The sequence below is a fragment of the Clostridium sp. 16K-1-R1 genome, from assembly GCF_023921145.1.
GTDB classification, from domain to species: Bacteria; Bacillota; Clostridia; order Clostridiales; family Clostridiaceae; genus Sarcina; species Sarcina perfringens.
On the sequence record NZ_CP046515.1, the window covers coordinates 817,460 to 831,828 of the forward strand.

The 14,369-nt window shown below is 28.3% G+C and carries 14 protein-coding genes and 1 pseudogene; 10 read left to right on the top strand and 5 right to left on the bottom strand.

Going from position 1 to position 14,369, the window contains the following annotated elements:
- Window positions 1-17 precede the first annotated feature (17 nt).
- The 3 genes and pseudogenes from GOM42_RS03540 to GOM42_RS03550 form a co-directional block, all read left to right on the top strand.
- A pseudogene (locus tag GOM42_RS03540) lies at window positions 18-134 on the top strand (transposase); the annotation flags it as partial.
- A 254-nt stretch (window positions 135-388) separates the two neighbouring features.
- The gene (locus GOM42_RS03545) at window positions 389-1,882 is read left to right on the top strand and encodes a YjjI family glycine radical enzyme (RefSeq protein ID WP_078233399.1); all 1,494 of its coding nucleotides are present in this window, start codon (window positions 389-391) and stop codon (window positions 1,880-1,882) included.
- A gap of 8 nt (window positions 1,883-1,890) precedes the next feature.
- Window positions 1,891-2,712 carry a YjjW family glycine radical enzyme activase gene (locus GOM42_RS03550; protein ID WP_003456956.1) on the top strand — a complete coding sequence of 274 codons (822 nt, stop codon included), beginning with the start codon at window positions 1,891-1,893 and terminating at the stop codon, window positions 2,710-2,712.
- Between the two features lie 186 nt (window positions 2,713-2,898).
- Here GOM42_RS03550 and GOM42_RS03555 read toward each other — a convergent pair whose 3' ends face one another.
- Window positions 2,899-3,678: a DeoR/GlpR family DNA-binding transcription regulator gene (locus GOM42_RS03555; protein ID WP_003456934.1), complete on the bottom strand. Its 780-nt coding sequence runs from the start codon at window positions 3,676-3,678 to the stop codon at window positions 2,899-2,901.
- Window positions 3,679-4,123: 445 nt separating this feature from the next.
- Here GOM42_RS03555 and ulaG point away from each other — a divergent pair, with 445 nt between their 5' ends.
- The 7 genes from ulaG to GOM42_RS03590 all read left to right on the top strand — a co-directional run bounded on the left by ulaG (window position 4,124) and on the right by GOM42_RS03590 (window position 10,531).
- Window positions 4,124-5,188, top strand: coding sequence for an L-ascorbate 6-phosphate lactonase (gene ulaG, locus GOM42_RS03560; RefSeq protein ID WP_003457064.1), 1,065 nt, complete (start codon window positions 4,124-4,126; stop codon window positions 5,186-5,188).
- Window positions 5,189-5,212: 24 nt separating this feature from the next.
- Window positions 5,213-5,647: a PTS sugar transporter subunit IIA gene (locus GOM42_RS03565; protein WP_003457079.1), complete on the top strand. Its 435-nt coding sequence runs from the start codon at window positions 5,213-5,215 to the stop codon at window positions 5,645-5,647.
- Window positions 5,648-5,831: 184 nt separating this feature from the next.
- Window positions 5,832-7,298 (top strand): PTS ascorbate transporter subunit IIC, encoded by a 1,467-nt coding sequence (locus GOM42_RS03570; RefSeq protein WP_003456976.1) that lies wholly within the window; start codon window positions 5,832-5,834, stop codon window positions 7,296-7,298.
- A 96-nt stretch (window positions 7,299-7,394) separates the two neighbouring features.
- Window positions 7,395-7,685 carry a PTS sugar transporter subunit IIB gene (locus GOM42_RS03575; protein WP_003457096.1) on the top strand — a complete coding sequence of 97 codons (291 nt, stop codon included), beginning with the start codon at window positions 7,395-7,397 and terminating at the stop codon, window positions 7,683-7,685.
- Between the two features lie 107 nt (window positions 7,686-7,792).
- A complete protein-coding gene (locus GOM42_RS03580) occupies window positions 7,793-8,827 on the top strand; it encodes a hypothetical protein (RefSeq protein WP_252597698.1) in 1,035 nt (344 codons plus the stop codon).
- Window positions 8,828-8,965: 138 nt separating this feature from the next.
- The gene (araD, locus tag GOM42_RS03585) at window positions 8,966-9,664 is read left to right on the top strand and encodes an L-ribulose-5-phosphate 4-epimerase (RefSeq protein WP_003456978.1); all 699 of its coding nucleotides are present in this window, start codon (window positions 8,966-8,968) and stop codon (window positions 9,662-9,664) included.
- An 18-nt stretch (window positions 9,665-9,682) separates the two neighbouring features.
- Window positions 9,683-10,531 (top strand): L-ribulose-5-phosphate 3-epimerase, encoded by an 849-nt coding sequence (locus GOM42_RS03590; protein WP_078233401.1) that lies wholly within the window; start codon window positions 9,683-9,685, stop codon window positions 10,529-10,531.
- Between the two features lie 124 nt (window positions 10,532-10,655).
- On the opposite strand, the gene GOM42_RS03595 is transcribed toward GOM42_RS03590, so the two are convergent.
- The 4 genes from GOM42_RS03595 to GOM42_RS03610 form a co-directional block, all read right to left on the bottom strand.
- Window positions 10,656-11,456, bottom strand: a complete 801-nt coding sequence (locus GOM42_RS03595; RefSeq protein WP_049039990.1) for a tetratricopeptide repeat protein — start codon at window positions 11,454-11,456, stop codon at window positions 10,656-10,658.
- 321 nt (window positions 11,457-11,777) lie between these two features.
- Window positions 11,778-13,088 carry an alpha-L-fucosidase gene (locus GOM42_RS03600; protein ID WP_096071634.1) on the bottom strand — a complete coding sequence of 437 codons (1,311 nt, stop codon included), beginning with the start codon at window positions 13,086-13,088 and terminating at the stop codon, window positions 11,778-11,780.
- 291 nt (window positions 13,089-13,379) lie between these two features.
- A complete protein-coding gene (locus tag GOM42_RS03605; RefSeq protein WP_011590297.1) occupies window positions 13,380-13,706 on the bottom strand; it encodes a HesB-like protein in 327 nt (108 codons plus the stop codon).
- Window positions 13,707-13,807: 101 nt separating this feature from the next.
- Window positions 13,808-14,152 (bottom strand): HesB-like protein, encoded by a 345-nt coding sequence (locus GOM42_RS03610; protein ID WP_003453095.1) that lies wholly within the window; start codon window positions 14,150-14,152, stop codon window positions 13,808-13,810.
- Window positions 14,153-14,369: the final 217 nt, after the last annotated feature.

The window sequence follows — 14,369 nt, forward strand, 5'->3', positions numbered from 1 at the left end:
AACAAAAAAAGAAATTATCAGAAATAGAAGAATTATATAGAATTGAACTGTCTCCATCAACTATTTCTTACATAACGGATAAAGTTTTCGGAACTGCTACTGAATGGCAAAACCGAATGCTTAATAATGTATATTAATTCTAGCTTAGTATTTTTGTAGAATTTTATTATGTAAGAATAATAAAATTAAGAAGTTTTTAGTATGTCAAGAAATTTCTAAATGGTTATTTTGAGTTTATTTTAGTGTACATTGTGTGTACACGGTTACATAAAAGATATATAATTAATTTATATTCAAATCTATTAAATTATAATAAGTTTGATTTTCTTACAATTTATTTAAAAATACTAAATTAATATACTTGTATGTTTTAAGGGGGATGAAAAGTATGAATAGAGTATTAGAGATACTAAAGGATAAATCATTAACATATCATCAGCAAATTAAAGATTTAGCTGCTTATGCAGAAAGCACAATTGAAGTGTTAAATATTGATGATGAAACAAAAAAACTAATAGATGAAGGGTGTATATGTACTCTTTTTGAGGGGAATGCACCATTTAGGCCTAGATACATAATTCCAGATTATTCTTTACTTATGGAAAAGGGATGTGAATTTTTAAATCTTTCAGTTCCAGAGGATATATGGGAAGCAACTAATAACCTATTAATTTTCTATAAGCATGTGCCTTCAATAACTACATTTCCAGTTTACCTTGGAAATATAGATGAGCTTTTAGAGCCATTTATAGAAGATGAAAGGGAAGCGAAAAGAGCAATTAAATTATTTTTAAAGCACATAGATAGAACATTAACTGATTCTTTTGTACATGCTAATATAGGGCCAAGAGAGACTGTAGCAGGAAGATTAATATTAGAGTCTATGGATGAACTTCAATGTGCAGTTCCAAATTTAAGTATTAAGTATGATTTAGAAAATACTCCAGAGAGTTTTATAAATTTATGTGCAAAGGTTGCTTTAAGTACAGCTAAACCTAGTTTTGCAAATCATAAAATGGATGTGAAAAGCTTTGGAACAGATAGATATGCTATAGCAAGTTGTTATAATGGATTTCATATTGGTGGGGGTGGATATACCCTTGTAAGAATAAAATTAAATGAGGTAGCTAAGAAGGCTACTTCAGTAGAGGACTTTTTAGAGAATGTATTACCTTATGTAAGCACTAAAATGATTCAGTATATTGATGAAAGAATAAGATTTTTAGTTGAGGAAACTCAGTTCTTTACTTCTAATTTCTTAGTAAAAGAAGTATTTATTCAGAAAAAATTATTTACAGGAATGTTTGGAGTAGTAGGTCTAGCAGAGGCTGTAAATACTTTATTAGGAGCAGAGAAACAAGGTGATAGATTTGGGTATTCAGAAAAAGCTAATAAACTTGGATTAAGGATAATAGAGAAATTAAATAAAATAGTATCAGAGCATGAAGCTAAACATGTAAATTGCTTTGGAGGACACTATGTTCTTCATGCACAAGTAGGAATTGATTTAGACCAAAATGTATCACCAGGATGTAGAATACCAGTTGGAGAAGAACCAGAATTATTTAACCATATAATTCAATCAGCACCATTCCATAAATATTTTTATAATGGAATAGGAGATATATTTGTATTTGAATATACATATAATGATCATCCAGAAGCCTTAGTTGATATTATAAAGGGTGCCTTTAATTCAGGAATAAGATATATGTCTGTCTATGGAAGTGGAGCAGATGTAGTAAGGGTAACTGGATATTTAGCTAAGCGTTCAGAGGTAGAAAAGCTTGAAAGGGGAGAGGCTGTTCTTAATAATACAGACCTATTTGCCATGGGAGCAAAGAATAATTGTCATGCCTTTGAAAGAAAAATTAGAAAGTAAGTGATATTATGGCTTTAATAAATAAGATAATTCCATTTTCTTGTGTTGATGGACCAGGAAATAGAATGGTTATATTTTTTCAAGGATGTAATTTTAAGTGTTTGTATTGCCACAATCCTGAAACTATAAATAAATGTATATCTTGTGGAAAATGCGTTGAAAATTGTGAAGTAGGTGCCTTATCAATTAGTGATGGAAAAGTTATTTGGGATGAGGAAGAATGTATTTCTTGTGATAAATGTATAAAGCTATGCGAGCATATGTCTTCTCCTAAACTTAAGGAATATTCAGTAGAAGAGCTTGTAAAAAAGATAGAAAAAGACAGCTTTTTTATAAGAGGAATAACTGTTAGTGGTGGAGAATGTACTTTAAACTCTGAATTTTTAATAAAGCTTTTTAGAGAAGTTAAAAAACTTGGATTGACTTGCTTTGTTGATACTAATGGTAATACTAAATTAGATGATGAGCTTATAAATCTTACAGATAAGTTTATGCTTGATGTTAAGTCAATTGATGAAAAAGAAAATATTTGGCTAACTAAATCATCAAACAAATTAGTTTTAGAAAATTTAAAAAGAATATTAGAGTTAGACAAGATGTATGAAGTTAGAACTGTTATAGCTAAAGGAATAAATAGCGAAAAAACAGTGGATGAAGTTTCTAAAATCATTGGCGATAAATGTAGATATAAACTTATAAAATATAGACCCTTTGGAGTTAGAGAAGAGGGTATAAAGGTTCATGGAACTATAAGTCCAGAAGATAGTTATATGAATGAATTGAAAGAAAGATCTATAGCTAATGGATGTGTTGATACAATAATAACTTAATATTTATTTATTAGAATTAGAGGATTATTTAATACAAAAAAATATTTAAGTATTAGAGAATAGAAAAGAATATGAAAGCTTTAAAAAATATATAGCTATATAAGTAAAAAGATAAAAGCAATTAATTTGCTTTTATCTTTTTTAGTTAAGCTTTATAAATTTTAATAAAAATATTGAAATAGTATTTTACGAGAATATTATTTTTACTCCTTTTTCTTTTAATTTTTCAAGTTCAGACTTATCATCTTCAATTTCATTTGTGATTACATAATTAACTTTAGAAATATCTCCACTAGAAAAATTATGATGTATTCCTATTTTTGAGTTATCTGCTAAGACAAAAGTTGGGCCATTACAATTTTCAAGCATCTTCATATTTACTGTGGTTTCCTGGAGAACAGATGTACTGATTCCTGTATTAGCATTTATACCACTAACTCCTATAAAACATTTAGTTGCAGTTATTTTAGAAATTATCTGAGTGGCTATATCACCAACCATAGATTGCTTTCTTCCATATACTTCACCGCCTGTAAGTATTATCTCTACATTAGGTGATAAATTCATACCTAAGATTTTGCCATTGTTTGTAATTACCATAACTCTTTTATCTTCTATATATTCTAAGAGTTTTATTGCAGTTGAACTAGAGTTTATAAATATACTATCTCCATCTTCTATAAATTCAGCAGCTTTTTTAGCTATAGAATCTTTAATTTTTTCTCTCTCAATGTTGGTATGATTAAAATATGGGTCTTCACTCAAAGCTCCTTCAATAAGTTCAGCACCACCGTATTTTCTTCTTATAACTCCTTCTTTTTCTAGATTTTGAAAATCTCTTCTTATTGTTATATTAGATGTTTTTAATAAAGTAGCTAATTCTTCTGTTTTAGCAAATTTATTTTCTTTTAAATATTTCAATATTGCCTGTTGTCTTTTAAAAACAAAGCCTTTTGCGTTTTTCATTATAAATGCCTCCTAATCGATATTGTTTGGTATTATTTTCTATAAATATCTCTCCGAATATTATAAATCTAAAATTAAGTTATATATAGATAATTTGAAAAAGTTACTAAAACTTGTATATAGTAATTTTAAAAAAATATGAAGTTGTATTTAACTTTAATAATTAAAAACAGAAGCTTATTATAGATAACATTAAATTTCTTATTACTATTTATAATAATTTTACATAAAAGAACAGTATAAATCAACGCAAATAGAACAAAAATAATCAAAAAGAACATAAAATAGAAAATAATTTGATTAATAGCACAAAAAAATAAAGAATAAACAAAAAACAATCAAAAAAGATTTGCAAAGAAAACAATTACAGTATATAATTTAATCATAAAATGATTGAACGAACTTAATAATGTTCAAAACAATCAAAATGGGTGGAGGTATAATTATGAGTAAAGTAAATGAAATAACAAGAGAATCATGGATTTTAAATACATTTCCAGAATGGGGAACTTGGTTAAATGAAGAGATAGAAAATGAAGTGGTTAAACCAGGAACATTTTCTATGTGGTGGCTTGGATGTACAGGTATATGGCTTAAAACTCAAGGAAATACAAACATATGTATAGATTTTTGGTGCGGAAGCGGAAAAAGAACAAAGAAAAATCCTTACATAAATCCAGAGCATCAAATGGCAAGAATGTGTGGAGGTAAGAAACTACAACCTAATTTAAGAGTTGCACCTTTTGTATTAGATCCATTTGCAATAAAGAATGTTGATGCAATAATATCAACACATGATCATAACGATCATATAGATATAAATGTTGCAGCTGCAGTTTTAAAAAATTGTTCAGAAGATGTTCCATTTATAGGACCACAAGCATGTGTTGATAAATGGATAGGATGGGGAGTACCAAAGGAAAGATGTATAGTTGTTAAACCAGGAGATGTAATAAAAATAAAAGATATTCAATTACATGCTTTAGAATCTTTTGATAGAACAGCTTTAATAACAGCTCCTCCAGAAGGAGACTTAAGAGGGAAAATGCCAGTAGATATGGATTATAAGGCTGTTAACTATTTAATAGAAACTCCAGGAGGAAATCTTTATCATAGTGGAGATTCACATTATTCAAATTATTATGCTAAGCATGGAAATGATTATAAAATAGATGTTGCTCTTGGATCATATGGAGAAAACCCAAGAGGTATTACAGATAAAATGACATCAGTAGATATTTTAAGAATGGCTGAGGCATTAAACACTCAAGTAGTAATACCATTCCATCATGATATATGGTCAAACTTCCAAGCTGATACAAATGAAATCTTAGCATTATATGACATGAAAAAATATAGATTACAATATAAATTTACACCATTTATATGGCAAGTAGGTGGAAAGTTTACATTCCCAGAAGATAAGGATAAGAGAGAATATCATTATCCAAGAGGATTCGATGATTGTTTCTCTGTAGATATAAACTTACCATATAACTCATTCCTATAAGATTTAAGAGTGGAGGAAATTATCATGTTAAAAGAATTAATAGAAAAAGGTAGATATTCTTTTCATGATGGCTTTGATAATTGGGAGGATGCAGTTAAGGCTGCATGTGCTCCCTTAGAAAAAGAAAAAGTTATTGAAAAAGAGTATGCAGATTTAATAATAAATAGTATTAAAAAACATGGACCATATATAGTAATTGCTCCAAAGATTGCTATACCACATGCACAAGAAGGACATGGAGTTAATGAAACAGCCATATGTTTTATGAAAACGAATACTCCTGTGAGTTTTGGTGAAGGGGAAGAGTATGATGCTCAATTGTTCTTTGTTTTAGCTTCAGTAGATAATGAAGTACATTTAAAGAATTTAACTAAAATGGTTGAGTTAATTTCAGATGAAGAAACTGTAGAAAAGCTTTTAGAAGCTCAATCAGTTGAGGATCTTAAAAAATTAGTATAAGAGATTTTTAAAAAAGTTTTAAAGTTTCTACAGTGCTTTAGGTAGGTTTTAAACTAAAGTACTGTAGAAATTATAGTAAATATTTAAGACTAATCTTATTTAGTTTTTCAGTTAAGTTATAAATTAAAACAGTTTACATAATATTGGAATAAGTTAAGAAAAGGGATATGGGAGGAGAAGTATTATGGATTTTATAATCTACATTTGGGAGTTTTTCCAAAATAACATTCTGACAAAACCTGCATTTTTCATTGGATTTATAGTTCTTATTGGTTACTTGTTACTTAAGAGACCTTTTTATGATGCTTTGGCAGGATTTATAAAGGCAACAGTCGGTTATTTAATTTTAAATGTTGCAGCAGGTGGACTTGTTAGTAACTTCCGTCCAATTCTTGCAGGCCTTAAAGATAGATTTAATTTACAGGCGGCAGTTATAGATCCTTATTTTGGACAAACGGCGGCTCAAGAGGCTATAGGGAATATAGGAAAATCTTTTTCCATGATGATGGTAGTTTTACTTATAGCATTCTTATTTAACTTAGTGCTTGTATTACTTAGAAAATTTACAAAGGTTCGTACAGTATTTATTACAGGACATGTAATGGTACAACAATCAGCTACAGCTTTATGGTTAGTATTTTTCTGTTTCCCAAACTTAAGTAATATGGGAGTAGTAGTAATGTTAGGATTACTTCTTGGAACATACTGGGCAGTATTTTCTAATCTTACAGTTGAACCATGCCAAGACCTTACTGAAGGTGGTGGATTTGCAATAGGTCACCAACAAATGTTAGGAGTTTGGATAACTGATAAAATAGCTGGAAAAATAGGAAATAGTAAAAAGAGTATTGAGGATTTAGAACTTCCAGGATTCTTATCTATATTTAGTGATAACGTTGTAGCAACTGGTATATTAATGACTGTTTTCTTCGGAATAATTATGGGAATACTAGGACCAGATTTAATGCATACAATCGATAAGGGATTTGATCAAAATACAAATTTCTTATTTTACATACTAGAAAAATCACTTAACTTTGCAGTTTATTTAAGTATATTACAAATGGGTGTTAGAATGTTCGTTTCAGAACTTACTGAATCATTCCAAGGTATTTCAAATAAAATACTTCCAGGATCAGTACCAGCTGTAGACTGTGCAGCAACTTATGGATTTGGACATCCAAATGCAGTTACTATTGGATTCTTATTTGGAGCAGTAGGTCAATTTATAGCAATAATAGGACTTGTAGTTTTCCAAAGTCCAGTACTTATAATAAGTGGATTCGTACCATTATTCTTTGATAATGCTACATTTGCAGTGTTCGCTAACAGAAAAGGTGGATTGAAGGCTGCCATGATAATTCCATTCGTTTCAGGAGTTATACAAGTTTTAGGTGGAGCATTTGCCGCTTACTATTTTGGATTAGCTCAATTTGGAGGATGGCATGGAAACTTTGACTGGGATACATTATGGCCAGTAGTTGGAGTTCTTATGGACAAGTTTGCTTATGTAGGGGTTGGAATAGCAGTAGTAGGAATGCTTTTAATACCACAAATTCAATATTTTAAAAATAAAAAGGGTTACTTCAAGTTAGTTGAAGATTATGAAGGATATTTAGAAGACAAAGAAAAGGAAAGAGTACAAAATTAGATTTAAATCAATTGATAGTTAGTACCACTTTGTTAAGTACTAACTATCAAAATAAAATAGATAAAAATAATTGGTGTTAATTAGGAGGAGATATTTATGTTAAAAGTAATAGCAGCATGTGGAAATGGAATGGGATCAAGTCAAATTATAAAAATGAAAATAGAGAAGATATTTAAAAAGTTAAATATTCCTGTATCAATTCATCATACAAGTATAGGAGCAGCAAAAACAGAAGCTTCAAGTTATGATGTAGTATTCTGTTCAGATGCATTAAAAGGAAATTTCGATAAAGCAAAGGCTTCAGGAACTATAGTTATAGGACTTAAAAACCTTTTATCAGAAAAAGAAATTGAAGAAAAGATTGTAGAAAATATAGTAAACAAATAAATATAAAAGTTATGATATAGTACTTATTTCTTAGAGTGTTAAGAGATAGGTACTATGTTATAAATAAGACTTTATTTTAATTATTTATAATCTAGGAGGAATATAAGATGAAAATAGAAAAGAAGTTTTTAACTGACTTACATAGATGTTATGCAACAAGCAGTACTGTTATTGATGGAGATAGAAAAATACTTATAGCAACTGAAGGAGAAGGTCCTTGCTTCATGTATGAAGGAGATGATTTTAAACAATCAACTGTTTGGGATGGCCCAGGAGGAACAATGTCTATAATTCCTATACCAGGAAAAAATGGAGATTTTCTAGCAGTTCAAAGATTTTTCCCTACATTTCAATCAGAAGATGCTGAGATAGTATGGGGAAGATATGAAAATGGAAAGTGGGAAATAAAAACATTATTTAAGTTACCATATTTACATCGTTTCGATATTTTAGAAGCTAATGGAAAGTTATATTTCTTAGGAGCAGTTTTATGTAATAGTAAGCAATTTAAAGATGATTGGAGCGATCCAGGTAAGATATATGTAGGAGAAATTCCAGAAGATTTAAATAAACCTATTGAGCTTAAGGTTATAAAAGAAGGATTAACTAAAAATCATGGATATTGTAGAGCATATCATAATGGAAAAATGGTTGGTTTAGTAACATCTCAAGAAGGAGTATTTAGAGTAACACCACCTCAAAGTGATGATGAGGAATGGACTGTTGAAAAAATAATGGATAGACCTACAAGTGATGTAGCTGTTGTAGATATAGATGAAGATGGTGAAGATGAATTAGTTACTATTGAAGAATTTCATGGTAAACATTTTAGAATAAATAAAAAGTATGGAGATGAATATAAAATTATTTATGAGTATCCAAAAGAAATGGATTTTGGACATGTTGTTTGGGGTGGCAAGCTAAGAGGCGTTCCAACTATAATAGGTGGTTATAGAAGATGCGATAAAGATTTATTTTATATTCAATGGACTGATAAAGAAAAATTAGAGTTTGAAACTGTAGTTATTGAGTCTGGGGTTGGACCAAGTAATGTTGCTGTTTTAAATGAAGATGATAGAGATATAATAATATCTGCAAATAGAGAGTTAGGACAAGCTGCCTTATATATTGTTACTGATTAATAGAAGATAATAAGTTTGTCTTACTTTGTTAACTAATAAGAGAGCTTTATTTTAAATTTTATTAAGTGAATTAATATTAAATACTTAAGAATAAATTTTGTTATAAGGGTTATTAAGAGTCTAAGGAGGATCTTTTATATGTTAGAGAACTTAAAAAAAGAAGTTTACGAAGCTAATATGCTTCTTCCAAAATATAATTTAGTAACTTTTACATGGGGGAATGTTTCTGCCATAGATAGAGAAAAAGGACTTGTTGTAATTAAACCATCAGGAGTTGAGTATGACACAATGAAACCAGAAGATATGGTTGTGGTTGATTTAGAGGGAAATATTGTTGAAGGGAAATATAAACCTTCATCAGATACAGATACTCATTTAAAACTTTACAAGGAGTTTAAGAATATAGGAGGAATAGTTCATACACATTCTAGATGGGCAACAATATTTGCTCAAGCAGGAAGAGGAATAAAGCCATATGGAACAACTCAGGCAGATTATTTTGCAGATGAAATCCCTTGTACAAGAGACATGACTAGAGAAGAGATTGAAGGAAATTATGAATATAATACAGGGGTTGTAATTGTTGAAAGATTCAAAGACATGAATCCAGAGAATATTCCAGCAGTACTTGTTAAAAATCATGGTCCATTTACTTGGGGAAAGGATGCTAAAGATGCTGTTCATAATGCTGTTGTTCTAGAAGAAGTGGCAATGATGGCATATAACACAGAAATATTAGCAAATAAAAATGTAGATAGTATGTCTGATGACTTATTAAATAAACACTTTTCAAGAAAGCATGGTCCAAATGCTTACTATGGACAAACAGGAGCTTAAGAAAAGGAGCGGATTAAAATGAAGGAATATTTTATTGGATTATATGAGAAAGCTATGCCTAATACACTTACTTGGAGGGAAAAGCTTCAATGTGCAAAAGAGAATAATTTTGATTTTTTAGAGGTTAGCATAGATGAAACTGATGAAAAATTAAAAAGACTTGATATGACAAAAGAAGAAAGACAGGTTTTAGTAGACCTTATGTATGAAGTTGGGCTTCCAATAAGAACTATGTGTCTTAGTGGACATAGAAAATATCCTATAGGAAGTGCAGATGAAACAACTAGAAATCGTGGTATGAGAATAATGGAGAAGGCCATAGAGCTAGCTGATGATTTAGGAATTAGGATAATTCAATTAGCAGGGTATGATGTTTACTATGAAGAGGGTAGTGAAGAAACAAGAAAATTATTTTATGAAAATCTAAAAAAATCTGTTGAAATGGCTGCTAGATCAGGAATAATTTTAGCTTTTGAAACTATGGAAACTGAGTTTATGAACACAGTTGAAAAAACCATGAATTATGTTAAAAAGATTGATTCACCATACTTAGGGGTTTATCCTGACTGTGGAAATATAACTAATGCCGCTACTAAATATAATAAAAATGTTATTGAAGATTTAAGAAGTGGTAAAGGTCATATAATGGCTGTTCATCTTAAGGAAACAAAACCAGGTAAGTTTAGAGAGATTCCATTTGGAACTGGACATGTTGATTTTGAAAGTATAATAAAAGAATCATATAATATGGGAGTAAGAAGATTTGTTACTGAGTTCTGGTACACAGGTACTGGTGACTATAGAGTTGAAATAAAGAATTCAAGAAAATTTATAGAGGAAAAATTTAATAAAGCCTTAGAAAAGTAAAATTAAAGGGGCTTTTATAAAAATAACTTTTTATAAAACTTACAAACATTATGAAGGGAAATCTAGTAATTTTCAGAATATGTTTGTAAGTTTTATTATTATATTTTTATATAGCCCGCTTTTACTATATGTTTAATTCTTGTATAGCAGCTCTAATTTTATCCTTATTAAGGGCTGAAAGATAAGATTCTCTTTTAGTTAAGGCTTTATCGAAAGATTCTAAAGCTCCTTTAGTATCTCCTTCATCTCTTAGGATTAAGCCATAATAATAATATGGTTCTGGTATTCCAGGGTCCTCATCTAAAAGTTTAGTATATACTTCCTTAGCTTTTTCTATATTTCCAGTGAAATAATAAGATTGAGCTAAGTTATCCATTATAACCTTGTTATCTTTATCATATTCATAAGCTAAAAGGTTATATTCTAAAGCTTCTTCATATCTTTTATCTAATATTAAGAAATAACCTAAAGTCTCATAAACAGTTGTATGTTCATATTGTGTATGAAGATTTTTTAAGTTTTCAATAGCCTTTTTTAAATCACCATTTTTCCAAGTTATAAGAGAATCTGTCATTGTATAAGAAGCTCTTAATCTCTCTGGTAGTTTATCATAATCAATAGCACTTAGAAGCTTAGTGGCTTCTTCTAAATTTCCTAAGTAAAGAGTAAGGTATGCATATTGAAGTCTTATGCTATCACTAGCATTTTTATATGTACAAGCTTTTTTATAAAGTTCTAGAGCTTTTTCTCTTTCACCATTTCTAAAGGAAACATTACCTTTGTAAGCTAAAATATAAGGCTTTTTCTTATTATATTTGTATAAAGCATAGATTACTACAACAATTAGTGCAAAAACATATTGCTTCATCATTACTAATACAAATGCTAATATTAAAGCAATTATAAAGTCATAAGCTATATTCATTTTTTACGCCTCCAGTAAATATAAAATATTGCAATTATATTATAAGAATAATTTTAATGGAATTTTATTCTTAATACAACTTTACTTAATTATATTTACAAAAAAATTATTTTAATTTAACAGTAAAATAAAAGAGGGTTGTACCAAAACAAAAATCAATAAAACTTATGAAAAATATAAAGAAAATATATTTATAAGTTTTAAATATAAGTTTTGATACAACCTTTTTTCTTTAAAAAGCAAAAAACTCTATTAAGGATAGTTTTTTGCTTTAACTTTCTATATTTATTTTTGTATTTTATAAAACATTATTTATTAAAATTATCCTAAATATGCACCAATATGATTAATCATAGGTGGGTTTTTATATTTAGTAAATGAAATTTTAATTTTATCAGTTTTGATATTATTAAGTTTTGCTATATGTCTATATCCAATAGAAGTACCATTATAAAGTTCAAACCAACCATTGTTATATGCATAAACTTTAAATTCTTCTACATTTTGACCTTCAGCAATCCACTCTCTAATTTCTAAAATATTAAATTCAGTGATAGTTTTAAAATCTATCTCTATATAAGGGTTAACAGCATTTTCATTAGCTATCCAATAAGATTTTTTGTAGTCATCAATTAAATTATAGCTATCGCTAGAAGATGAATTTGTAGCTAATATAGAAGAACCCTTAATAAGGTTATTAGAAAAAGTTTCTTTTATATATTTAGAAAAATCAGAAAGTAAGCTTAATTCCTTATGATTTAATAATCCATCTGTATTAGGAGATAAAACTAATACCAAGTTTGTATTTCTTCCTAATGAATTATTATACACATGTTTTAAATTTGATAATGAATCTTTATTATGGTTTAAGCAGTCAGATAGGGAGTAAATACTTTCTCCAACAATCCAAGTGTCTCCATAAATATTTCCTTTTCTAATTTCTTCATTGTTAAAATCTTCTTTTAAAAGATTTAAATTTATAGAAGAGTAGAAATAGTTTTTAGATGACTCTATATCAGAATAATATGTCCAACGTACATCTGGTCCAATAGGGCTAGATATGATACATTTAGGATTTATTTCTTTAACTACTTTAAAGTATCTTTCAAAATCAAGGGAGTCATAATATTCATCTAAAGAGGTCATATCCATAATAACTTCACTTATTTGTGAATAATTAGTCATAAGTTCTTTTAATTGAGACGCGTAGTAATTATCATATTCTTCAGGAGTTAAGTTTAAAGTGAGATAATCTTTTAAAGTAAGATGAATACCAAATTTAAGTCCAAACTTTTTACAAGATTTACTAACTTTTTTTACTAAATCATCATAATTATTCTCTAAAGAAAAAGTATTTATATTAACTTTTGAACAATTGCTTTGCCATAAACAAACACCATTATTAAGCTTAGCAGTTAAAATAACTTTCTTAAATCCAAATTTAAATAAATTTTCTATCCATATATCTGTGTTAAATGAAGTCTCTTGTTTTAATAAAGAAGGAGCTTCATCATTATTTTCAGAATTAGCTGTAAATGTATTCAATTGAAGGTCTAAAAAAGCTATTAGTTCATCTTCTTGGTATTTTCTTTGTTCTTTAGTTGGAGTTAGGTTTGCTAGAGTTGTATTCATTATCTCTCCTCCTTAAAAATAAAGCGTTTATTAAATTATAATACTAAAATTAAACATAAACAACCATATTAGTAAAAATATTGAAATTTAATTTAGTTTAAAAATTTTTAAAGAATAAAGTGAAGAAGAGTGAATTAAATTTCCTTAGTATTTTAAGTAGTATAAATTAATTTTAAAATACTTAAATAAAATTTATATTTATATAAGTTAAATTTATTTTTTATTAGAAGGTTAATTTAAGAGAAGATAAAAAAATAGAGATGGAATAAAATCCATCTCTATATGTAAAAATTAATGACAGCTTGAGCAAGAAGAGCATCCGCCTTCGCTTTCTTTAACTGGTTTTAATGATAATCCTCTACCACCATTTTCATCTGAAGAAAGCAGAGTGAATCCTTCAAAATCTTTAACAAGTTCTTTATCAACGAAGAATGTTATATCTTCAATTTTAACAACTTCATCATTATCTGATTGTTCATCCAGAACAATATTAAATACTGGGCCGCCTCAGCCAACTCCTGCTAGATTTATTCTTATGTCAAATTTTTCTACGCCGTTTTCTTGTAGAAAAGATTTGAACTCAGTATAAGCTTCATTGCTCATTTTAACAACTGACATATCTATTTCCTCCTAAATTTTAATTTAAAGCAAAATTGCCTTATATAGTTTATTATTAATATATTTTAAAATAATATCACACTAAAATAGAAATATTATAATTAGTGACAGCTACCACAGCTACCACAGTTTCCACTACAACCGCCACCTTCATAGTCGCTCATTAATGGATCAAGAGTTAATCCTTCTCCAAAGTTTTCTTCATCAGAAAGTATTGAGAAACCTAAAAATACATCGATTAAAGAAGAATCAATAACAAAAGTTAAGTCTTTTATTACTTCAACCTCATCACCTTCATTTTTTTCTCCTGCAGTTACATAAAACATAGGGCCCATAGGTCCGTTCCCACCAAAGTTTATTCTAATAACATCACTATCTATATCATTTGATTTTAGGAACTCTTTAAATTCAATATAAGCATCATCGCTCATTGCTACCTTTTTCATTTGATCACCTACTTAATTTCAATTAATTAATAATTAATATTAATTGATTAAATTATATAATTTTAAACAAAATAAATCAAGACTATTTTAGTAGGAATTTAAAATGGAAATTTCTATTTTATATATAAATAGTAAAAAGTAGAAAATAATTATGATATTTTTGTAATAATATAAAATTTTTTATAAAAAATTTGTTGAGAAGTTTCTTACATCAAAT

What these genes read in the sequence shown, in the direction of transcription:
- araD (WP_003456978.1), top strand. Translation starts at nt 8,966, where the DNA reads ATGTTAGAGAACTTAAAAAAAGAAGTTTACGAAGCTAATATGCTTCTT.
- GOM42_RS03610 (WP_003453095.1), bottom strand. Translation starts at nt 14,152, where the DNA reads ATGAAAAAGGTAGCAATGAGCGATGATGCTTATATTGAATTTAAAGAG.
- GOM42_RS03555 (WP_003456934.1), bottom strand. Translation starts at nt 3,678, where the DNA reads ATGAAAAACGCAAAAGGCTTTGTTTTTAAAAGACAACAGGCAATATTG.
- GOM42_RS03590 (WP_078233401.1), top strand. Translation starts at nt 9,683, where the DNA reads ATGAAGGAATATTTTATTGGATTATATGAGAAAGCTATGCCTAATACA.
- GOM42_RS03595 (WP_049039990.1), bottom strand. Translation starts at nt 11,456, where the DNA reads ATGAATATAGCTTATGACTTTATAATTGCTTTAATATTAGCATTTGTA.
- GOM42_RS03565 (WP_003457079.1), top strand. Translation starts at nt 5,213, where the DNA reads ATGTTAAAAGAATTAATAGAAAAAGGTAGATATTCTTTTCATGATGGC.
- GOM42_RS03580 (WP_252597698.1), top strand. Translation starts at nt 7,793, where the DNA reads ATGAAAATAGAAAAGAAGTTTTTAACTGACTTACATAGATGTTATGCA.
- ulaG (WP_003457064.1), top strand. Translation starts at nt 4,124, where the DNA reads ATGAGTAAAGTAAATGAAATAACAAGAGAATCATGGATTTTAAATACA.
- GOM42_RS03600 (WP_096071634.1), bottom strand. Translation starts at nt 13,088, where the DNA reads ATGAATACAACTCTAGCAAACCTAACTCCAACTAAAGAACAAAGAAAA.
- GOM42_RS03545 (WP_078233399.1), top strand. Translation starts at nt 389, where the DNA reads ATGAATAGAGTATTAGAGATACTAAAGGATAAATCATTAACATATCAT.
- GOM42_RS03570 (WP_003456976.1), top strand. Translation starts at nt 5,832, where the DNA reads ATGGATTTTATAATCTACATTTGGGAGTTTTTCCAAAATAACATTCTG.
- GOM42_RS03550 (WP_003456956.1), top strand. Translation starts at nt 1,891, where the DNA reads ATGGCTTTAATAAATAAGATAATTCCATTTTCTTGTGTTGATGGACCA.
- GOM42_RS03575 (WP_003457096.1), top strand. Translation starts at nt 7,395, where the DNA reads ATGTTAAAAGTAATAGCAGCATGTGGAAATGGAATGGGATCAAGTCAA.